A 21,963-nucleotide genomic window follows, 5' to 3' on the forward strand; every position below is an offset into this window, starting at 1 on the left:
AGCTTTTCATTCTGACTGCAACGGGCAATATGTCTCTGTGTGGATTAAAAAAAGTGTCTCTGACAGCAGCTTCTGAACTGGTTACCTGCCGTGAGTAAATTAAAATTTTATTGACTTAGGTCACTAAATACTTTAACCAATATAGGCATAGCGCACAGACAGATAAAAATTACAGAGTACACAACATCCATGAAACGCATTAGCACCACCATTACCACCACCATCACCATTACCACAGGTAACGGTGCGGGCTGACGCGTACAGGAAACACAGAAAAAAGCCCGCACCTGACAGTGCGGGCTTTTTTTTCGACCAAAGGTAACGAGGTAACAACCATGCGAGTGTTGAAGTTCGGCGGTACATCAGTGGCAAATGCAGAACGTTTTCTGCGGGTTGCCGATATTCTGGAAAGCAATGCCAGGCAGGGGCAGGTGGCCACCGTCCTCTCTGCCCCCGCCAAAATCACCAACCACCTGGTGGCGATGATTGAAAAAACCATTAGCGGCCAGGATGCTTTACCCAATATCAGCGATGCCGAACGTATTTTTGCCGAACTTCTGACGGGACTCGCCGCCGCTCAGCCGGGATTCCCGCTGGCGCAGCTGAAAACTTTCGTCGACCAGGAATTTGCCCAAATTAAACATGTCCTGCATGGTATTAGTTTGTTAGGGCAGTGCCCGGATAGCATCAACGCGGCACTGATTTGCCGTGGCGAGAAAATGTCGATCGCCATTATGGCCGGCGTGTTAGAAGCGCGTGGTCACAACGTTACCGTAATCGATCCGGTCGAAAAACTGCTGGCAGTCGGTCATTACCTCGAATCTACCGTCGATATTGCTGAGTCCACCCGCCGTATTGCGGCAAGCCGCATTCCGGCTGACCACATGGTGCTGATGGCAGGTTTCACCGCCGGTAATGAAAAAGGCGAACTGGTGGTGCTTGGACGTAACGGTTCCGACTACTCCGCCGCGGTACTGGCTGCCTGTTTACGCGCCGATTGTTGCGAGATCTGGACGGACGTTGACGGGGTCTATACCTGCGACCCGCGTCAGGTGCCCGATGCGAGGTTGTTGAAGTCGATGTCCTACCAGGAAGCGATGGAGCTTTCCTACTTCGGCGCTAAAGTTCTTCACCCCCGCACCATTACCCCCATCGCCCAGTTCCAAATCCCTTGCCTGATTAAAAACACCGGAAATCCTCAAGCACCAGGTACGCTCATTGGCGCCAGCCGTGATGAAGACGAATTACCAGTCAAGGGCATTTCCAATCTGAATAACATGGCAATGTTTAGCGTTTCCGGTCCGGGAATGAAAGGGATGGTCGGCATGGCGGCGCGCGTCTTTGCAGCGATGTCACGCGCTCGCATTTCAGTGGTGCTGATTACGCAATCGTCTTCTGAATACAGTATCAGTTTCTGCGTTCCACAAAGCGACTGTGTGCGAGCTGAACGGGCGATGCAGGAAGAGTTCTATCTTGAACTGAAGGAAGGCTTGCTGGAGCCGCTGGCGGTGACGGAACGGCTAGCCATTATCTCGGTGGTAGGTGATGGTATGCGCACCTTGCGTGGGATCTCGGCGAAATTCTTTGCCGCGCTGGCCCGCGCCAATATCAACATTGTCGCCATTGCTCAGGGATCTTCTGAACGCTCAATCTCTGTCGTGGTAAATAACGATGATGCGACCACTGGCGTGCGCGTTACCCACCAGATGCTGTTCAATACCGATCAGGTTATCGAAGTGTTTGTGATTGGCGTCGGTGGTGTTGGCGGTGCGCTGCTGGAGCAACTGAAGCGCCAGCAAAGCTGGCTGAAGAATAAACATATCGACTTACGTGTCTGCGGCGTTGCCAACTCAAAGGCTCTGCTCACCAATGTGCATGGCCTTAATCTGGAGAACTGGCAGGAAGAACTGGCGCAAGCCAAAGAGCCGTTTAACCTCGGGCGCTTAATTCGCCTGGTGAAAGAATATCATTTGCTGAATCCGGTGATTGTCGACTGTACCTCCAGCCAGGCGGTGGCGGATCAGTATGCTGACTTCCTGCGCGAAGGTTTCCACGTGGTTACGCCAAACAAAAAGGCCAACACCTCGTCGATGGATTACTACCATCAGTTGCGTTATGCGGCGGAAAAATCGCGGCGTAAATTCCTCTATGACACTAACGTTGGGGCTGGATTACCGGTTATTGAGAACCTGCAAAATCTGCTCAACGCAGGTGATGAATTAATGAAGTTCTCCGGCATTCTTTCCGGTTCGCTTTCTTATATCTTCGGCAAGTTAGACGAAGGCATGAGTTTCTCCGAGGCGACCACGCTGGCGCGGGAAATGGGTTATACCGAACCGGACCCGCGAGATGATCTTTCTGGTATGGATGTGGCGCGTAAGCTATTGATTCTCGCCCGTGAAACGGGACGTGAACTGGAACTGGCGGATATTGAAATTGAACCTGTGCTGCCCGCAGAGTTTAACGCAGAGGGTGATGTTGCAGCTTTTATGGCGAATCTGTCACAGCTCGACGATCTCTTTGCCGCACGCGTGGCGAAGGCTCGTGATGAGGGCAAAGTTTTGCGCTATGTTGGCAATATTGATGAAGATGGCATCTGCCGCGTGAAGATTGCCGAAGTGGATGGCAATGATCCGCTGTTCAAAGTGAAAAATGGCGAAAACGCCCTGGCCTTCTATAGCCACTATTATCAGCCGCTGCCGTTGGTTCTGCGCGGATATGGCGCGGGCAATGACGTTACAGCTGCTGGTGTCTTTGCCGATCTGCTACGTACCCTCTCATGGAAGTTAGGAGTCTGACATGGTTAAAGTTTATGCCCCGGCTTCCAGTGCCAATATGAGCGTCGGGTTTGATGTGCTCGGGGCGGCGGTGACACCCGTTGATGGTGCATTGCTCGGAGATGTAGTCACGGTTGAGGCGGCAGAGACATTCAGTCTCAACAACCTTGGACGCTTTGCCGATAAGCTGCCGTCAGAACCACGGGAAAATATCGTTTATCAGTGCTGGGAGCGTTTTTGCCAGGAGCTGGGCAAGCAAATTCCAGTGGCAATGACGCTGGAAAAGAATATGCCGATCGGCTCGGGCTTAGGCTCCAGTGCCTGTTCGGTGGTCGCGGCGCTGATGGCGATGAATGAACACTGCGGCAAGCCGCTTAATGACACTCGTTTGCTGGCTTTGATGGGCGAGCTGGAAGGGCGTATCTCCGGCAGCATTCATTACGACAACGTGGCACCGTGTTTTCTTGGTGGTATGCAGTTGATGATCGAAGAAAACGACATCATCAGCCAGCAAGTGCCGGGGTTTGATGAGTGGCTGTGGGTGCTGGCATATCCGGGGATTAAAGTCTCGACGGCAGAAGCCCGGGCGATTTTACCGGCACAGTATCGCCGCCAGGATTGCATTGCGCACGGGCGACATCTGGCAGGCTTCATTCACGCCTGCTATTCCCGTCAACCTGAGCTTGCCGCGAAGTTGATGAAAGATGTTATCGCTGAACCTTACCGTGAACGTTTACTGCCTGGCTTCAAGCAGGCGCGGCAGGCGGTCGCGGAAATCGGCGCGGTAGCGAGCGGTATCTCCGGATCCGGGCCGACCTTGTTCGCTCTGTGTGACAAGCCGGATACCGCCCAGCGCGTTGCCGACTGGTTGGGTAAGAACTACCTGCAAAATCAGGAAGGTTTTGTTCATATTTGCCGGCTGGATACGGCGGGCGCACGAGTACTGGAAAACTAAATGAAACTCTACAATCTGAAAGATCACAACGAACAGGTCAGCTTTGCGCAAGCCGTAACTCAGGGGTTGGGCAAAAATCAGGGGCTGTTTTTCCCGCACGACCTGCCGGAATTCAGCCTGACTGAAATTGATGAGATGCTGAAGCTGGATTTTGTCACCCGCAGTGCGAAGATCCTCTCGGCGTTTATTGGTGATGAAATCCCGCAGGAAATCCTGGAAGAGCGCGTATGCGCGGCGTTTGCCTTCCCGGCTCCGGTCGCCAATGTTGAAAGCGATGTCGGTTGTCTGGAGTTGTTTCACGGGCCAACGCTGGCATTTAAAGATTTCGGCGGTCGCTTTATGGCACAAATGCTGACCCATATTGCGGGCGATAAGCCAGTGACCATTCTGACTGCGACCTCCGGTGATACCGGAGCGGCAGTGGCTCATGCTTTCTACGGTTTGCCGAATGTGAAAGTGGTTATCCTCTATCCACGAGGCAAAATCAGTCCACTGCAAGAAAAACTGTTCTGTACATTGGGCGGCAATATTGAAACTGTTGCCATCGACGGCGATTTCGATGCCTGTCAGGCGCTGGTGAAGCAGGCGTTTGATGATGAAGAACTGAAAGTGGCGCTGGGGCTAAACTCTGCTAACTCCATTAACATCAGCCGTTTGCTGGCGCAGATTTGCTACTACTTTGAAGCTGTTGCGCAGCTGCCGCAGGAAGCGCGCAACCAGCTGGTTGTCTCGGTGCCGAGCGGTAACTTCGGCGATTTGACTGCGGGCCTGCTGGCGAAATCTCTTGGCCTGCCGGTGAAGCGTTTTATCGCTGCCACTAACGTGAACGATACCGTGCCGCGTTTCCTGCACGACGGGCAGTGGTCCCCTAAAGCGACTCAGGCGACATTATCCAATGCGATGGACGTGAGTCAGCCGAACAACTGGCCGCGTGTGGAGGAGTTATTCCGCCGCAAAATCTGGCAACTGAAAGAGCTGGGTTATGCAGCCGTAGATGATGAAACCACGCAACAGACAATGCGTGAGTTAAAAGAACTGGGCTATACCTCGGAGCCGCACGCTGCCGTAGCTTATCGTGCGCTGCGTGACCAGTTGCATCCAGGCGAATATGGCTTGTTCCTCGGCACCGCGCATCCGGCGAAATTTAAAGAGAGCGTGGAAGCGATTCTCGGTGAAACATTGGATCTGCCAAAAGAGCTGGCAGAACGTGCTGATTTACCCTTGCTTTCGCATAATCTGCCCGCCGATTTTGCTGCGTTGCGTAAATTGATGATGAATCATCAGTAACATCTATTCATTATCTCAATCAGGCCGGGTTTGCTTTTATACAGCCCGGCTTTTTTATGAAGAAAATATGGAGAAAAACGACAGGAAAAAAGGAGAAATTCTCAATAAATGCGGTAACTTAGAGATTAGGATTGCGGAGAATAACAACCGCCGTTCTCATCGCGTAATCTCCGGATATCGACCCATAACGGGCAATGATAAAAGGAGTAACCTGTGAAAAAGATGCAATCTATCGTACTCGCACTTTCCCTGGTTCTGGTCGCTCCCATGGCAGCACAGGCTGCGGAAATTACGTTAGTCCCGTCAGTAAAATTACAGATAGGCGATCGTGATAATCGTGGCTATTACTGGGATGGCGGTCACTGGCGCGACCACGGCTGGTGGAAACAACATTATGAATGGCGAGGCAATCGCTGGCACCCACACGGACCGCCGCCACCGCCGCGCCACCATAAGAAAGCTCCTCATGATCATCACGGCGGTCATGGTCCAGGCAAACATCACCGCTAAATGACAAATGCTGGGTAACAATCCGGCATTCAGCGCCTGATGCGACGCTGGCGCGTCTTATCAGGCCTACGTTAATTCTGCAATATATTGAATCTGCATGCTTTTGTAGGCCGGATAAGGCGTTCACGCCGCATCCGGCATTTACTGCAAACTTAACGCTGCTCGTAGCGTTTAAACACCAGTTCGCCGTTGCTGGAGGAAGCTTCATCAAAGAAGTAACCTTCGCTATTAAAACCAGTCAGTTGCTCTGGTTTGGTCAGCCGATTTTCAATAATGAAACGACTCATCAGACCGCGTGCTTTCTTAGCGTAGAAGCTGATGATCTTAAATTTGCCGTTCTTCTCATCGAGGAACACTGGCTTGATAATCTCGGCATTCAATTTCTTCGGCTTCACCGATTTAAAATACTCATCTGACGCCAGATTAATCACCACATTATCGCCTTGTGCTGCGAGCGCCTCGTTCAGCTTGTTGGTGATGATATCTCCCCAGAATTGATACAGATCTTTCCCTCGGGCATTCTCAAGACGGATCCCCATTTCCAGACGATAAGGCTGCATTAAATCGAGCGGGCGCAGTACGCCATACAAGCCGGAAAGCATTCGCAAATGCTGTTGGGCAAAATCGAAATCATCTTCGCTGAAGGTTTCGGCCTGCAAGCCAGTATAGACATCACCTTTAAATGCCAGAATCGCTTGTCGGGCATTCTCTGGCGTGAAATCTGGCTGCCAGTCATGAAAGCGAGCGGCGTTGATACCCGCCAGTTTGTCGCTGATGCGCATCAGCGTGCTAATCTGCGGAGGCGTCAGTTTCCGCGCTTCATGGATCAACTGCTGGGAATTGTCTAACAGCTCCGGCAGCGTATAGCGCGTGGTGGGCAACGGGCTTTGGTAATCGAGCGTTTTCGCAGGTGAAATAAGAATCAGCATATCCAGTCCTTGCAGGAAATTTATGCCGACTTTAGCAAAAAAAGAGAATGAGTTGATCGATAGTTGTGATTACTCCTGCGAAACATCATCCCACGCGTCCGGAGAAAGCTGGCGACCAATATCCGGATAACGCAACGGATCAAACACCGGGCGCACGCCGAGTTTACGCTGGCGTAGATAATCACTGGCAATGGTATGAACCACAGGCGAGAGCAGTAATATGGCGGTCAAATTGGTAATAGCCATGCAGGCCATTATGATATCTGCCAGTTGCCACATCAGCGGAAGACTTAGCAAGGTGCCGCCGATGACCGTTGCGAAGGTGCAGATTCGCAGACACCAGATCGCTTTAGGGTTGTTCAGGCGTAAGAAGAAGAGATTGTTTTCGGCATAAATGTAGTTGGCAACGATGGAGCTGAAGGCAAACAGAATAACCACGAGGGTAACAAACTCCGCACCCCAGGAACCCATTAGCACCCGCATCGCCTTCTGGATAAGCTGAATACCTTCCAGTGGCATGTAGGTTGTGCCGTTACCCGCCAGTAATATCAGCATGGCGCTTGCCGTACAGATGACCAGGGTGTCGATAAAAATGCCAATCATCTGGACAATCCCTTGCGCTGCGGGATGCGGAGGCCAGGACGCAGCTGCCGCTGCCGCGTTTGGCGTCGACCCCATTCCCGCCTCATTGGAAAACATACTGCGCTGAAAACCGTTAGTAATCGCCTGGCTTAAGGTATATCCCGCCGCGCCGCCTGCCGCTTCCTGCCAGCCAAAAGCACTCTCAAAAATAGACCAAATGACGTGGGGAAGTTGCCCGATATTCATTACGCAAATTACCAGGCTGGTCAGTACCCAGATTATCGCCATCAACGGGACAAACCCCTGCATGAGCCGGGCGACGCCATGAAGACCGCGAGTGATTGCCAGCAGAGCAAAGACAGCAAGAATAATGCCTGTCACCAGCGGGGGAAAATCAAAAGAAAAACTCAGGGCTCGGGCAACGGCGTTCGCCTGAACTCCGCTGAAAATTATGCCGTAGGCGATGAGCAAAAAGAGGGCGAACAGAACGCCCATCCAGCGCATCCCCAGCCCGCGCGCCATATACCATGCCGGTCCGCCACGAAACTGCCCATTAACGTCACGTTCTTTATAAAGTTGTGCAAGGGAACATTCGGCAAACGAGGTCGCCATGCCGATAAACGCGGCAACCCACATCCAGAAGACGGCACCTGGTCCACCGGCGGTAATAGCCAGCGCAACGCCAGCCAGGTTGCCGCTACCCACGCGCGCCGCAAGACTGGTACACAATGACTGAAATGAGGTTAAACCGCCTGGCTGTGGATGAATGCTATTTTTAAGACTTTTGCCAAACTGGCGGATGTAGCGAAACTGCACAAATCCGGTGCGAAAAGTGAACCAACAACCTGCGCCGAAGAGCAGGTAAATCATTACCGATCCCCAAAGGACGCTGTTAATAAAGGAGAAAAAATCTGGCATGCATATCCCTCTTATTGCCGGTCGCGATGACTTTCCTGTGTAAACGTTACCAATTGTTTAAGAAGTATATACGCTACGAGGTAGTTGATAACTTCTGCGTAGCATACATGAGGTTTTGTATAAAAATGGCGGGCGATATCAACGCAGTGTCAGAAATCCGAAACAGTCTCGCCAGGCGATAACCGTCTTGTCGGCGGTTGCGCTGACGTTGCGTCGTGATATCATCAGGGCAGACCGGTTACATCCCCCTAACAAGCTGTTTAAAGAGAAATACTATCATGACGGACAAATTGACCTCCCTTCGTCAGTACACCACCGTAGTGGCCGACACTGGGGACATCGCGGCAATGAAGCTGTATCAACCGCAGGATGCCACAACCAACCCTTCTCTCATTCTTAACGCAGCGCAGATTCCGGAATATCGTAAGTTGATTGATGATGCTGTCGCCTGGGCGAAACAGCAGAGCAACGATCGCGCGCAGCAAATCGTGGACGCGACCGACAAACTGGCAGTAAATATTGGTCTGGAAATCCTGAAACTGGTTCCGGGCCGTATCTCAACTGAAGTTGATGCGCGTCTTTCCTATGACACCGAAGCGTCAATTGCGAAAGCAAAACGCCTGATCAAACTCTACAACGATGCAGGTATTAGCAACGATCGTATTCTGATCAAACTGGCTTCTACCTGGCAGGGTATCCGTGCTGCAGAACAGCTGGAAAAAGAAGGTATCAACTGTAACCTGACCCTGCTGTTCTCCTTCGCTCAGGCTCGTGCTTGTGCGGAAGCAGGCGTGTTCCTGATCTCGCCATTTGTTGGCCGTATTCTTGACTGGTACAAAGCGAATACTGATAAGAAAGAGTACGCTCCGGCAGAAGATCCGGGCGTGGTTTCTGTATCTGAAATCTACCAGTACTACAAAGAGCACGGTTATGAAACCGTGGTGATGGGCGCAAGCTTCCGTAACATCGGCGAAATTCTGGAACTGGCAGGCTGCGACCGTCTGACCATCGCACCGGCACTGCTGAAAGAGCTGGCTGAGAGCGAAGGGGCTGTCGAGCGTAAACTGTCTTACACCGGCGAAGTGAAAGCGCGTCCGGCGCGTATCACTGAGTCCGAGTTCCTGTGGCAGCACAACCAGGATCCAATGGCAGTAGATAAACTGGCAGAAGGTATCCGTAAGTTTGCTGTTGACCAGGAAAAACTGGAAAAAATGATCGGCGATCTGCTGTAATCATTCTTAGCGTGACCGGGAAGTCGGTCACGCTACCTCTTCTGAAGCCTGTCTGTCACTCCCTTCGCAGTGTATCATTCTGTTTAACGAGACTGTTTAAACGGAAAAATCTTAATGAATACTTTACGTATTGGCTTAGTTTCCATCTCTGATCGCGCATCCAGCGGCGTTTATCAGGATAAAGGCATCCCAGCGCTGGAAGAATGGCTGACATCGGCGCTAACCACGCCGTTTGAACTGGAAACCCGCTTAATCCCCGACGAGCAGGCGATCATCGAGCAAACGTTGTGTGAGCTGGTGGATGAAATGAGTTGCCATCTGGTGCTCACCACGGGCGGAACTGGCCCGGCGCGTCGTGACGTCACACCCGATGCGACGCTGGCAGTAGCGGACCGCGAGATGCCAGGCTTTGGTGAACAGATGCGCCAAATTAGCCTGCATTTTGTTCCAACCGCGATCCTTTCGCGCCAGGTGGGCGTGATTCGCAAACAAGCACTAATCCTTAACTTACCCGGTCAGCCGAAGTCTATTAAAGAGACGCTGGAAGGGGTGAAGGATGCTGAGGGTAACGTTGTGGTACACGGTATTTTTGCCAGCGTACCGTACTGCATTCAATTGCTGGAAGGGCCATACGTTGAAACGGCACCGGAAGTAGTTGCAGCATTCAGACCGAAGAGTGCAAGACGCGAAGTTAGCGAATAAAAAAATCCCCCCGAGCGGGGGGATCTCAAAACAATTAGTGGGATTCACCAATCGGCAGAACGGTGCGACCAAACTGCTCGTTCAGTACTTCACCCATCGCCAGATAGATTGCGCTGGCACCGCAGATCAGACCAATCCAGCCGGCAAAGTGGATGATCGCGGCATTACCGACAATGTTACCGATCGCCAGCAGGGCAAACAGCACGGTCAGGCTAAAGAAAACGAATTGCAGAACGCGTGCGCCTTTCAGCGTGCCGAAGAACATAAACAGCGTAAATACGCCCCACAGACCCAAGTATACACCAAGGAACTGTGCATTTGGCGCATCGGTCAGACCCAGTTTCGGCATCAGCAGAATCGCAACCAGCGTCAGCCAGAAAGAACCGTAAGAGGTGAATGCGGTTAAACCGAAAGTGTTGCCTTTTTTGTACTCCAGCAGACCAGCAAAAATTTGCGCGATGCCGCCGTAGAAAATGCCCATTGCAAGAATAATACCGTCAAGAGCGAAATAACCCACGTTGTGCAGGTTAAGCAGAATGGTGGTCATGCCGAAGCCCATCAGGCCCAGCGGTGCCGGATTAGCCAACTTAGTGTTGCCCATAATTCCTCAAAAATCATCATCGAATGAATGGTGAAATAATTTCCCTGAATAACTGTAGTGTTTTCAGGGCGCGGCATAATAATCAGCCAGTGGGGCAGTGTCTACGATCTTTTGAAGGGAAAATGAAAATTTTCCCCGGTTTCCGGTATCAGACCTGAGTGGCACTAACCATCCGACGCAGGCAGGCGATTTGCAGTACGGCTGGAATCGTCACGCGATAGGCGCTGCCGCTGACCGCTTTAACCCCATTTAGTGCCGCGCCTACAGGGCCTCCCAGCCCCGCGCCGCGCAGCAAACCATGCCCAAGTACGCTCATTGCTGCGTGGGTGCGTAAAATGCGGGTCAATTGGTTGGAAAGCAAATGCGACACGCCTTTTGCCAATAATTTGTCTTTCATCAGCAGCGGCAGCAGCTCTTCCAGCTCATTCACCCTGGCATCGACCGCGTGCAGAAACTCCTGCTTATGTTCCTCGTCCATTTTCTTCCAGGTATTACGCAGAAATTGTTCCAGTAACTGTTGCTCAATTTCAAACGTAGACATCTCTTTGTCGGCTTTCAGCTTCAATCGTTTTGAAACATCGAGCAAAATGGCCCGATACAATTTACCGTGTCCACGCAGTTTGTTGGCGATACTATCGCCACCAAAATGCTGTAATTCTCCGGCAATCAGCTGCCAGTTGCGGCGATGTTGCTCGGGATGTCCTTCCATCGATTTAAACAGTTCGTTGCGCATCAGTACGCTGGAGAGGCGAGTTTTGCCTTTTTCATTATGGGTGAGCAGCCGGGCGAAATTTGCCAATTGTTCCTCACTACAATGCTGGAGAAAATCCAGATCTGAATCATTCAGGTAATTAACATTCATTTTTTGTGGCTTCTATATTCTGGCGTTAGTCGTCGCCGATAATTTTCAGCGTGGCCATATCCGATGAGTTCACCGTATGGCCGGAAAAGGTGATTTTTGAGACGCAGCGTTTATTGTCGTTATCGCTGTTAATGTTGATCCAGTCAGTGGTTTGCCCTTCTTTTATTTCTGAAGGAATATTCAGGCTCTGACTGGCGCTACGGGCGGCTTTGAAATAAACCGATGCACCACTTAACTGTAAATCGCCATGGTCGGCAGTAAGTTGAATGCGTTTAACAATGCGACAAACAGGAAGTTTCAGCGCCAGATCGTTGGTTTCGTTACGCGGCATCGCAATGACGCCGAGGATTTTATGGTCGTTTGCCTGCGCTGTGCAGCAAAGCAACAGGCTAATTGCCAGGCTGGCGGAAATCGTAAAAACGGATTTCATAAGGATTCTCTTCGTAGGGAGGGGAAGGGGGAAGAATACCCACTAGTTTACTGCTGATGAAAAGAAGTTTCAGTCATGTAATCTTTTCTTTTTATTACAATTTTTTGGTGAATGCCTTGGTTGTGATTCATTCTTTATATGAATGAAATTACTGTCTGTTTCGTGTCTTGTTCTGGCATATCGCGAAATTTCTGCGCAAAAGCACAAAAAATTTTTGCATCTCCCCCTTGATGACGTGGGTTACGACCCCATTTAGTAGTCAACCGCAGTGAGTGAGTCTGCAAAAAAAATGAAATTGGGCTGTTGAAACCAAACGTTTCGCCCCTATTACAGACTCACAACCACATGATGACCGAATATATAGTGGAGACGTTTAGATGGGTAAAATAATTGGTATCGACCTGGGTACTACCAACTCTTGTGTAGCGATTATGGATGGCACCACTCCTCGTGTACTGGAGAACGCCGAAGGCGATCGCACCACGCCTTCTATCATTGCCTATACCCAGGATGGTGAAACTCTGGTTGGTCAGCCGGCTAAACGTCAGGCAGTGACAAACCCGCAAAACACCCTGTTTGCGATTAAACGCCTGATTGGCCGCCGCTTCCAGGACGAAGAAGTACAGCGTGATGTTTCCATCATGCCGTTCAAAATTATTGCTGCTGATAACGGCGACGCTTGGGTCGAAGTTAAAGGCCAGAAAATGGCACCGCCGCAGATTTCTGCTGAAGTGCTGAAAAAAATGAAGAAAACCGCGGAAGATTACCTGGGCGAACCGGTAACTGAAGCTGTTATTACCGTACCGGCATACTTTAACGATGCTCAGCGTCAGGCAACCAAAGACGCAGGCCGTATCGCTGGTCTGGAAGTAAAACGTATCATCAACGAACCGACCGCCGCTGCGCTGGCTTACGGTCTGGACAAAGGTACTGGCAACCGTACTATCGCGGTTTATGACCTGGGTGGTGGTACTTTCGATATTTCCATTATCGAAATCGACGAAGTTGACGGCGAAAAAACCTTCGAAGTTCTGGCAACCAACGGTGATACCCACCTGGGTGGTGAAGACTTCGACAGCCGTCTGATTAACTATCTGGTTGAAGAATTCAAGAAAGATCAGGGCATTGACCTGCGCAACGATCCGCTGGCAATGCAGCGCCTGAAAGAAGCGGCAGAAAAAGCGAAAATCGAACTTTCTTCCGCTCAGCAGACCGACGTTAACCTGCCGTATATCACTGCAGACGCGACCGGTCCGAAACACATGAACATCAAAGTGACTCGTGCGAAACTGGAAAGCCTTGTTGAAGACCTGGTAAACCGTTCCATTGAGCCGCTGAAAGTTGCACTGCAGGACGCTGGCCTGTCCGTATCTGATATCGACGACGTTATCCTCGTTGGTGGTCAGACTCGTATGCCAATGGTTCAGAAGAAAGTTGCTGAGTTCTTTGGTAAAGAGCCGCGTAAAGACGTTAACCCGGACGAAGCTGTAGCCATCGGTGCTGCTGTTCAGGGTGGTGTTCTGACTGGTGACGTAAAAGACGTACTGCTGCTGGACGTTACCCCGCTGTCTCTGGGTATCGAAACCATGGGCGGTGTGATGACGACGCTGATCGCGAAAAACACCACTATCCCGACCAAGCACAGCCAGGTGTTCTCTACCGCTGAAGACAACCAGTCTGCGGTAACCATCCACGTGCTGCAGGGTGAACGTAAACGTGCAGCTGATAACAAATCTCTGGGTCAGTTCAACCTGGATGGTATCAACCCGGCACCGCGCGGTATGCCGCAGATCGAAGTTACCTTCGATATCGATGCTGACGGTATCCTGCACGTTTCCGCGAAAGATAAAAACAGCGGTAAAGAGCAGAAGATCACCATCAAGGCTTCTTCTGGTCTGAACGAAGATGAAATCCAGAAAATGGTACGCGACGCAGAAGCTAACGCCGAAGCTGACCGTAAGTTTGAAGAGCTGGTACAGACTCGCAACCAGGGCGACCATCTGCTGCACAGCACCCGTAAGCAGGTTGAAGAAGCAGGCGACAAACTGCCGGCTGACGACAAAACTGCTATCGAGTCTGCGCTGACTGCACTGGAAACTGCTCTGAAAGGTGAAGACAAAGCCGCTATCGAAGCGAAAATGCAGGAACTGGCACAGGTTTCCCAGAAACTGATGGAAATCGCCCAGCAGCAACATGCCCAGCAGCAGACTGCCGGTGCTGATGCTTCTGCAAACAACGCGAAAGATGACGATGTTGTCGACGCTGAATTTGAAGAAGTCAAAGACAAAAAATAATCGCCCTATAAACGGGTAATTATACTGACACGGGCGAAGGGGAATTTCCTCTCCGCCCGTGCATTCATCTAGGGGCAAATCAAAAAAGATGGCTAAGCAAGATTATTACGAGATTTTAGGCGTTTCCAAAACAGCGGAAGAGCGTGAAATCAAAAAGGCCTACAAACGCCTGGCCATGAAATACCACCCGGACCGTAACCAGGGTGACAAAGAGGCCGAGGCGAAATTTAAAGAGATCAAGGAAGCTTATGAAGTTCTGACCGACTCGCAAAAACGTGCGGCATACGATCAGTATGGTCATGCTGCGTTTGAGCAAGGCGGCATGGGCGGCGGCGGTTTTGGCGGCGGCGCAGACTTCAGCGATATTTTTGGTGACGTTTTCGGCGATATTTTTGGCGGCGGACGTGGTCGTCAACGTGCGGCGCGCGGTGCTGATTTACGCTATAACATGGAGCTCACCCTCGAAGAAGCTGTACGTGGCGTGACCAAAGAGATCCGCATTCCGACTCTGGAAGAGTGTGACGTTTGCCACGGTAGCGGTGCAAAACCAGGTACACAGCCGCAGACCTGTCCGACCTGTCATGGCTCTGGTCAGGTGCAGATGCGCCAGGGCTTCTTCGCTGTACAGCAGACCTGTCCACACTGTCAGGGCCGCGGTACGCTGATCAAAGATCCGTGCAACAAATGTCATGGTCATGGTCGTGTTGAGCGCAGCAAAACGCTGTCCGTTAAAATCCCGGCAGGAGTGGACACTGGAGACCGCATCCGTCTTGCGGGCGAAGGTGAAGCGGGCGAGCATGGCGCACCGGCAGGCGATCTATACGTTCAGGTTCAGGTTAAACAGCACCCGATTTTCGAGCGTGAAGGCAACAACCTGTATTGCGAAGTCCCGATCAACTTCGCTATGGCAGCGCTGGGTGGCGAAATCGAAGTACCGACCCTTGATGGTCGCGTCAAACTGAAAGTGCCTGGCGAAACCCAGACCGGTAAGCTGTTCCGTATGCGCGGTAAAGGCGTCAAGTCTGTTCGCGGCGGTGCGCAAGGTGACTTGCTGTGCCGCGTTGTCGTCGAAACACCGGTAGGTCTGAACGAGAAGCAGAAACAGCTGCTGCAAGAGCTGCAGGAAAGCTTCGGTGGCCCAACCGGTGAGCACAACAGCCCGCGTTCAAAGAGCTTCTTTGATGGTGTGAAGAAGTTTTTTGACGACCTGACTCGCTAACCTCCCCAAAAGCCTGCCTGTGGGCAGGCTTGGGTAAAAATAGGGTGCGTTGAAGATATGCGAGCACCTGTAAAGTGGCGGGGATCACTCCCCGCCGTTGCTCTTACTCGGATTCGTAAGCCGTGAAAACAGCAACCTCCGTCTGGCCAGTTCGGATGTGAACCTCACAGAGGTCTTTTCTCGTTACCAGCGCCGCCACTACGGCGGTGATACAGATGACGATCAGGGCGACAATCATCGCCTTATGCTGCTTCATTGCTCTCTTCTCCTTGACCTTACGGTCAGTAAGAGGCACTCTACATGTGTTCTGCATATAGGGGGCCTCGGGTTGATGGTAAAATATCACTCGGGGCTTTTCTCTATCTGCCGTTCAGCTAATGCCTGAGACAGACAGCCTCAAGCACCCGCCGCTATTATATCGCTCTCTTTAACCCATTCTGTTTTATCGATTCTAATCCTGAAGACGCCTCGCATTTTTGCGTAATTAATCTTTAGTACATTGTTTATTTTAACTCTTATGTGCGTTTTCATTTACAAAAGTTGAGATTATGAACAAGAGGTTTAAGTTATGCCTGAATGGTGAGTTATTACTGGAGAAAGTAATAGAAGATACAAAATATTCTTGTACAGAATTGAATTTTCTTTTTGTGAGGAAAAATGTTTATAAATCAATGAGTGATATTTAAAATCGACACACTTTTTGAAACACGATACCTCCACACCCGGGGGTAAAAGTAATCTGCGATCTCCATCACGCTTTGCCATTCACCTTTAAATATACTTTCTGAGTCGTTCTTAATCAAAATGAATTATCTGGTGTATTAATTCCTATGGAATCATAAAAACAATGAATGGAGAACATAATATATGTCTGCCAAAAGATGACTTCTTATTGCGTGTACCCTGATAACAGCTATCTATCATTTTCCTGCATATTCTTCATTAGAATATAAAGGAACCTTTGGTTCAATAAATGCGGGTTATGCAGACTGGAATAGTGGATTTGTAAACACTCACCGTGGTGAAGTATGGAAAGTGACTGCGGATTTTGGGGTAAATTTTAAAGAAGCAGAATTTTACTCATTTTATGAAAGTAATGTACTCAATCATGCTGTAGCAGGGAGAAATCATACGGTTTCAGCAATGACGCATGTCAGACTCTTTGACTCTGATATGACATTCTTTGGCAAAATTTATGGCCAATGGGATAACTCATGGGGTGACGATCTGGACATGTTTTATGGATTCGGTTATCTCGGCTGGAACGGCGAGTGGGGCTTTTTTAAACCGTATATTGGATTACATAATCAATCTGGTGACTACGTATCAGCTAAATATGGTCAAACGAATGGTTGGAATGGTTATGTTGTTGGCTGGACAGCAGTATTGCCATTTATGTTATTTGACGAAAAATTTGTTTTATCTAACTGGAATGAAATAGAACTGGACAGGAACGATGCTTACACGGAGCAGCAATTTGGCCGGAACGGATTAAATGGCGGTTTAACTATTGTCTGGAAGTTCTATCCTCGCTGGAAAGCCAGTGTGACGTGGCGTTATTTCGATAATAAGCTGGGCTACGATGGCTTTGGCGATCAAATGATTTATATGCTTGGTTATGATTTCTAATTTTTTATCAGGGAATAATTATGCAGAAAACGTTAATGGCCAGTTTGATCGGCCTTGCAGTTTGCACAGGGAATGCTTTTAGTCCTGCCTTAGCCGCAGAGGCTAAACAACCTAATTTAGTCATTATTATGGCGGATGATTTAGGTTATGGCGATTTAGCAACATATGGTCATCAGATCGTTAAAACACCTAATATCGACAGGCTTGCCCAGGAAGGGGTCAAATTTACTGACTACTATGCCCCCGCCCCTTTAAGTTCACCTTCACGCGCTGGGCTATTAACCGGCCGGATGCCATTTCGTACTGGAATTCGCTCATGGATTCCTTCAGGCAAAGATGTTGCCTTAGGGCGTAACGAACTCACGATTGCTAATCTACTCAAAGCGCAAGGGTACGACACGGCAATGATGGGTAAGCTGCATCTGAATGCAGGCGGCGATCGCACCGATCAGCCACAAGCACAAGATATGGGCTTTGATTACTCACTGGTTAATACGGCGGGTTTTGTTACCGACGCTACTCTGGATAATGCGAAGGAGCGTCCCCGTTTTGGCATGGTGTATCCGACGGGTTGGTTGCGTAACGGGCAACCCACACCTCGTGCCGATAAAATGAGTGGTGAGTATGTCAGTTCGGAAGTCGTTAACTGGTTGGATAACAAAAAGGATAGTAAGCCTTTCTTCCTTTATGTCGCTTTTACCGAAGTGCACAGTCCCCTGGCTTCGCCCAAAAAATACCTCGACATGTACTCACAATATATGAGCGACTATCAGAAACAGCATCCTGATTTATTTTATGGCGACTGGGCGGATAAACCCTGGCGTGGTGTGGGGGAATATTATGCCAACATCAGCTATCTGGATGCACAGGTTGGAAAAGTGCTGGATAAAATCAAAGCGATGGGTGAAGAAGATAACACAATCGTTATTTTTACCAGTGATAACGGTCCGGTAACGCGTGAAGCGCGCAAAGTGTATGAGCTGAATTTGGCAGGGGAAACGGATGGATTACGTGGTCGCAAGGATAATCTTTGGGAAGGCGGCATCCGTGTTCCGGCGATTATTAAATACGGAAAGCATCTTCCAAAGGGAATGGTTTCAGATACTCCCGTTTATGGTCTGGACTGGATGCCTACGCTGGCGAAAATGATGAACTTCAAATTACCGACGGACCGCACTTTTGATGGCGAATCGTTGGTTCCTGTCCTTGAGAACAAGGCGCTAAAACGTGAAAAGCCATTAATCTTCGGAATTGACATGCCATTCCAGGATGATCCAACCGACGAATGGGCGATACGTGATGGTGACTGGAAAATGATCATCGATCGTAACAATAAGCCAAAGTACCTATACAACCTCAAAACCGATCGTTTTGAGACCATTAATCAGATAGGTAAAAATCCAGACATTGAAAAACAAATGTATGGTAATTTCTTAAAGTATAAAGCCGATATTGATAATGATTCATTAATGAAAGCCAGAGGTGATAAACCAGAAGCAGTGACCTGGGGCTAACCTGATAATCATAATAAATGTAATGTATGCCATTTAGGGCTATGCCCGCCTGATTCAATGTTACACATTGAATCAGGTTCTTTTCTTTGACATATGACGATAATATCCGGGTATTCGCAGGGAGTGAATATGTTTACCAACGTAAATGTTGATTGTTGCAAAACACCAGGATGCAAAAACCTGGGGTTGTTGAATAGCCAGGATTATATTGCACAAGGCAAAAATATTTTATGTCGAGAATGCGGTTACTTGTTTCCTGTGATATCTGAACGATCTCTTAATATTTATCGTAATCGTGTTAATCATTCATGGCGAGGGTTGGTTTCACAATGTCCAGCTTGCGGAAGCACATCTCTGAAAAAGTATGGCTATTCAGCTCAGGGGCAGAGGAGAATGTATTGTCATCATTGTTCCGGAACTTTTATCACTCTGGATCATGTAAATACAACGCCGCGAAGAACACATTTAGCATTGATGATTGAGCAAGGCGCTTCACTTGCTGATATCCGTAAATTATTACTTCTGGTACACTGGCGCATCACGTACAACGCAAGGAGTTACTTACTATGCGACGTGATACTTTATTTGATATTGATTATGGTCGGGCGATATTACATCAAAACGATCCGGGGATGCTGGTGAAACCTGTTCTTCCGGCGTATCGCCATTTTGAACTGGTTAGAGTACTGACTGAAGCATATTCTATAAATATTCAACACTACCTTGATCACGAGTGCTTTATATTAGGCGGTTGTCTAATGGCTAATTTACAGCATATTCATCAAGGCCGGTGCCATATTTCATTTGTGAAAGAACGCGGCGAGAAAACGACTCATTATGATACGCCGCCGCGGTTGTTTTTGAGTGGTGGCGTGAGAAATAATGTCTGGCGTGCATTTTCCGCCCGTGATTATTCAATGGCTGTTTGTAACCTTACAGGAAACAAGAAAGCAAATGAAATGCGGTATTCGACGTTAGCAAGCGCGACTCGTTTTATCAACTTCCTGGAGTCTCATCCCTTTCTATCCTCATTAAACCGAATGTCGCCTGCCAATGTTGTCTCCACATTAGATATTTTCAAGCATCTCTGGAATAAACAGCTATAGCACAGTGCGATTTTATTATTACTTTTCCTAATTAATCCCTCAGAAATCCTCACCTTAAGCTATGATTATCAGGGCTTAGGGTCACTCGTGAGCGCTTACAGCCGTCAAAAACTCATCTCATCACTGATGACGCAAATCCTTCAATGGATCGTAAAAAACGAATTATTCCTACACTATAATCTGATTTTAACGAAGATTTGTGCGGGGTAAAATAGTAAAAACGATCTATTCACCTGAAAGAGAAATAAAAAGTGAAACATCTGCATCGATTCTTTAGCAGTGATGCCTCGGGAGGCATTATTCTTATCATTGCCGCTATCCTGGCGATGATTATGGCCAATAGCGGCGCAACCAGTGGATGGTATCACGACTTTCTGGAGACGCCGGTTCAGCTCCGGGTTGGTTCACTCGAAATCAACAAAAACATGCTGTTATGGATAAATGACGCGCTGATGGCGGTATTTTTCCTGTTAGTTGGTTTGGAAGTTAAACGTGAACTGATGCAAGGATCGCTAGCCAGCTTACGCCAGGCCGCATTTCCAGTTATCGCCGCTATTGGTGGGATGATTGTGCCGGCATTGCTCTATCTGGCCTTTAACTATGCCGATCCGATTACCCGCGAAGGGTGGGCGATCCCGGCGGCTACTGACATTGCCTTTGCACTTGGTGTGCTGGCGCTGTTGGGAAGTCGTGTTCCGTTAGCGCTGAAGATCTTTTTGATGGCTCTGGCTATTATCGACGATCTTGGGGCCATCATTATCATCGCATTGTTCTACACTAATGACTTATCGATGGCCTCTCTTGGCGTCGCGGCTGTAGCAATTGCGGTACTCGCGGTATTGAATCTGTGTGGTGTGCGCCGCACGGGTGTCTATATTCTGGTTGGCGTGGTGTTGTGGACTGCGGTGTTGAAATCGGGGGTTCACGCAACCCTGGCGGGGGTAATTGTCGGCTTCTTTATTCCTTTGAAAGAGAAGCATGGGCGTTCTCCAGCGAAGCGATTGGAGCATGTGTTGCACCCGTGGGTGGCGTATCTGATTTTACCGCTGTTTGCATTTGCTAATGCTGGCGTTTCACTGCAAGGCGTCACGCTGGATGGCTTGACCTCCATTCTGCCATTGGGGATCATCGCTGGCTTGCTGATTGGCAAACCGCTGGGGATTAGTCTGTTCTGCTGGTTGGCGCTGCGTTTGAAACTGGCGCATCTGCCTGAGGGAACGACTTATCAGCAAATTATGGCGGTGGGGATCCTGTGCGGTATCGGTTTTACTATGTCTATCTTTATTGCCAGCCTGGCCTTTGGTAGCGTAGATCCAGAACTGATTAACTGGGCGAAACTCGGTATCCTGGTCGGTTCTATCTCTTCGGCGGTAATTGGATACAGCTGGTTACGCGTTCGTTTGCGTCCATCAGTTTGACAGGACGGTTTACCGGGGAGCCATAAACGGCTCCCTTTTCATTGTTATCAGGGAGAGAAATGAGCATGTCTCATATCAATTACAACCACTTGTATTACTTCTGGCATGTCTATAAAGAAGGTTCCGTGGTTGGCGCAGCGGAGGCGCTTTATTTAACACCACAAACCATTACCGGACAGATTCGGGCGCTGGAAGAGCGCCTGCAAGGCAAATTATTTAAGCGCAAGGGACGTGGTCTCGAACCCAGCGAGCTGGGAGAGCTGGTCTATCGCTATGCCGATAAAATGTTTACCTTAAGCCAGGAAATGCTGGATATCGTGAACTATCGCAAAGAGTCCAATTTATTGTTTGACGTTGGCGTGGCTGATGCACTTTCCAAACGCCTGGTCAGTAGCGTACTTAACGCCGCAGTGGTAGAAGGCGAGCCGATTCATCTTCGCTGCTTCGAATCCACCCACGAAATGCTGCTGGAGCAATTAAGCCAGCATAAACTGGATATGATCATTTCCGACTGTCCGATAGATTCTACGCAGCAGGAAGGCCTGTTCTCCGTGAGAATTGGCGAATGTGGCGTGAGTTTCTGGTGTACAAATCCACCACCGGAAAAACCGTTCCCGGCTTGTCTGGAAGAACGGCGGCTTTTGATTCCTGGGCGACGTTCAATGTTAGGGCGCAAATTGCTTAACTGGTTTAACTCCCAGGGATTAAACGTAGAAATCCTTGGCGAGTTTGATGATGCCGCATTAATGAAAGCTTTTGGTGCGATGCACAATGCAATCTTCGTTGCTCCAACGCTTTATGCATATGACTTTTATGCCGATAAAACTGTCGTGGAAATTGGTCGCGTAGAAAATGTGATGGAAGAGTACCATGCCATTTTTGCTGAGCGGATGATTCAGCATCCAGCGGTACAGCGAATCTGCAATACGGATTATTCTGCGCTTTTTAGTCCAGCGGCGCGTTAATCGGCAACTCCCCCAAAGTTAAGGTGGGGGAGA

General features: G+C 49.4%; 19 protein-coding genes, 1 pseudogene and 1 other annotated feature. Of the genes and pseudogenes, 14 read left to right on the forward strand and 6 right to left on the reverse strand.

The window, feature by feature from the left end:
• Positions 1 to 189 precede the first annotated feature (189 nt).
• The 5 genes from thrL (at position 190) to QUE34_RS00025 (ending at position 5,529) form a co-directional block, all read left to right on the forward strand.
• The gene (thrL, locus tag QUE34_RS00005) at positions 190 to 255 is read left to right on the forward strand and encodes a thr operon leader peptide (protein ID WP_001386572.1); all 66 of its coding nucleotides are present in this window, start codon (positions 190 to 192) and stop codon (positions 253 to 255) included.
• Positions 191 to 310, forward strand: a sequence feature (Thr leader region). It overlaps the preceding gene by 65 nt.
• A 25-nt stretch (positions 311 to 335) precedes the next feature.
• On the forward strand, positions 336 to 2,798 hold the full coding sequence (gene thrA, locus QUE34_RS00010) for a bifunctional aspartate kinase/homoserine dehydrogenase I (RefSeq protein ID WP_001264706.1): 2,463 nt from the start codon (positions 336 to 338) through the stop codon (positions 2,796 to 2,798).
• Between the two features lies 1 nt (position 2,799).
• A complete protein-coding gene (thrB, locus tag QUE34_RS00015) occupies positions 2,800 to 3,732 on the forward strand; it encodes a homoserine kinase (protein WP_000241655.1) in 933 nt (310 codons plus the stop codon).
• Positions 3,733 to 5,019 carry a threonine synthase gene (thrC, locus tag QUE34_RS00020; protein ID WP_103253533.1) on the forward strand — a complete coding sequence of 429 codons (1,287 nt, stop codon included), beginning with the start codon at positions 3,733 to 3,735 and terminating at the stop codon, positions 5,017 to 5,019.
• Between the two features lie 213 nt (positions 5,020 to 5,232).
• A complete protein-coding gene (locus QUE34_RS00025) occupies positions 5,233 to 5,529 on the forward strand; it encodes a DUF2502 domain-containing protein (protein WP_000738723.1) in 297 nt (98 codons plus the stop codon).
• A gap of 152 nt (positions 5,530 to 5,681) precedes the next feature.
• Here QUE34_RS00025 and yaaA read toward each other — a convergent pair whose 3' ends face one another.
• Together yaaA and QUE34_RS00035 are read right to left on the reverse strand one after the other, a co-directional pair.
• Positions 5,682 to 6,458 carry a peroxide stress protein YaaA gene (gene yaaA / locus QUE34_RS00030; protein WP_000906178.1) on the reverse strand — a complete coding sequence of 259 codons (777 nt, stop codon included), beginning with the start codon at positions 6,456 to 6,458 and terminating at the stop codon, positions 5,682 to 5,684.
• Positions 6,459 to 6,527: 69 nt separating this feature from the next.
• A complete protein-coding gene (locus QUE34_RS00035; protein WP_001112573.1) occupies positions 6,528 to 7,958 on the reverse strand; it encodes an alanine/glycine:cation symporter family protein in 1,431 nt (476 codons plus the stop codon).
• Between the two features lie 278 nt (positions 7,959 to 8,236).
• On the opposite strand from QUE34_RS00035, the gene tal reads away from it, so the two are divergent.
• Together tal and mog are read left to right on the forward strand one after the other, a co-directional pair.
• A complete protein-coding gene (tal, locus tag QUE34_RS00040) occupies positions 8,237 to 9,190 on the forward strand; it encodes a transaldolase (protein ID WP_000130188.1) in 954 nt (317 codons plus the stop codon).
• Between the two features lie 114 nt (positions 9,191 to 9,304).
• Positions 9,305 to 9,892 carry a molybdopterin adenylyltransferase gene (gene mog / locus QUE34_RS00045; protein ID WP_001094685.1) on the forward strand — a complete coding sequence of 196 codons (588 nt, stop codon included), beginning with the start codon at positions 9,305 to 9,307 and terminating at the stop codon, positions 9,890 to 9,892.
• Between the two features lie 34 nt (positions 9,893 to 9,926).
• Here mog and satP read toward each other — a convergent pair whose 3' ends face one another.
• The 3 genes from satP to QUE34_RS00060 all read right to left on the reverse strand — a co-directional run bounded on the left by satP (position 9,927) and on the right by QUE34_RS00060 (position 11,785).
• A complete protein-coding gene (gene satP / locus QUE34_RS00050) occupies positions 9,927 to 10,493 on the reverse strand; it encodes an acetate uptake transporter (RefSeq protein ID WP_000528541.1) in 567 nt (188 codons plus the stop codon).
• A 148-nt stretch (positions 10,494 to 10,641) separates the two neighbouring features.
• On the reverse strand, positions 10,642 to 11,355 hold the full coding sequence (msyB, locus tag QUE34_RS00055) for an acidic protein MsyB (RefSeq protein ID WP_103253534.1): 714 nt from the start codon (positions 11,353 to 11,355) through the stop codon (positions 10,642 to 10,644).
• A 25-nt stretch (positions 11,356 to 11,380) separates the two neighbouring features.
• Positions 11,381 to 11,785, reverse strand: a complete 405-nt coding sequence (locus tag QUE34_RS00060; protein WP_103253535.1) for a DUF2541 family protein — start codon at positions 11,783 to 11,785, stop codon at positions 11,381 to 11,383.
• A gap of 377 nt (positions 11,786 to 12,162) precedes the next feature.
• On the opposite strand from QUE34_RS00060, the gene dnaK reads away from it, so the two are divergent.
• A complete protein-coding gene (gene dnaK, locus QUE34_RS00065) occupies positions 12,163 to 14,079 on the forward strand; it encodes a molecular chaperone DnaK (protein WP_000516135.1) in 1,917 nt (638 codons plus the stop codon).
• 88 nt (positions 14,080 to 14,167) lie between these two features.
• Positions 14,168 to 15,298, forward strand: coding sequence for a molecular chaperone DnaJ (gene dnaJ / locus QUE34_RS00070; RefSeq protein ID WP_001118464.1), 1,131 nt, complete (start codon positions 14,168 to 14,170; stop codon positions 15,296 to 15,298).
• Between the two features lie 103 nt (positions 15,299 to 15,401).
• Here dnaJ and mokC read toward each other — a convergent pair whose 3' ends face one another.
• Positions 15,402 to 15,554: a type I toxin-antitoxin system toxin MokC gene (gene mokC, locus QUE34_RS00075; RefSeq protein WP_000809168.1), complete on the reverse strand. Its 153-nt coding sequence runs from the start codon at positions 15,552 to 15,554 to the stop codon at positions 15,402 to 15,404.
• Between the two features lie 635 nt (positions 15,555 to 16,189).
• Here mokC and QUE34_RS00080 point away from each other — a divergent pair.
• From QUE34_RS00080 to nhaR, 5 genes and pseudogenes are all read left to right on the forward strand, one after another.
• Complete coding sequence (locus tag QUE34_RS00080; RefSeq protein ID WP_241957487.1) at positions 16,190 to 16,927, forward strand: outer membrane protein OmpK; 738 nt, start codon at positions 16,190 to 16,192, stop codon at positions 16,925 to 16,927.
• A 20-nt stretch (positions 16,928 to 16,947) separates the two neighbouring features.
• On the forward strand, positions 16,948 to 18,441 hold the full coding sequence (locus QUE34_RS00085) for a sulfatase family protein (protein WP_103253537.1): 1,494 nt from the start codon (positions 16,948 to 16,950) through the stop codon (positions 18,439 to 18,441).
• A 129-nt stretch (positions 18,442 to 18,570) separates the two neighbouring features.
• Positions 18,571 to 19,547 (forward strand): annotated as a pseudogene (locus tag QUE34_RS00090) (transposase).
• Between the two features lie 251 nt (positions 19,548 to 19,798).
• Complete coding sequence (gene nhaA / locus QUE34_RS00095; RefSeq protein ID WP_000681360.1) at positions 19,799 to 20,965, forward strand: Na+/H+ antiporter NhaA; 1,167 nt, start codon at positions 19,799 to 19,801, stop codon at positions 20,963 to 20,965.
• Between the two features lie 65 nt (positions 20,966 to 21,030).
• A complete protein-coding gene (gene nhaR / locus QUE34_RS00100; RefSeq protein ID WP_001300855.1) occupies positions 21,031 to 21,930 on the forward strand; it encodes a transcriptional activator NhaR in 900 nt (299 codons plus the stop codon).
• Positions 21,931 to 21,963 lie beyond the last annotated feature (33 nt).

The organism is Escherichia sp. KS167_9B (genome assembly GCF_030295215.1).
GTDB lineage: Bacteria > Pseudomonadota > Gammaproteobacteria > Enterobacterales > Enterobacteriaceae > Escherichia > Escherichia coli_F.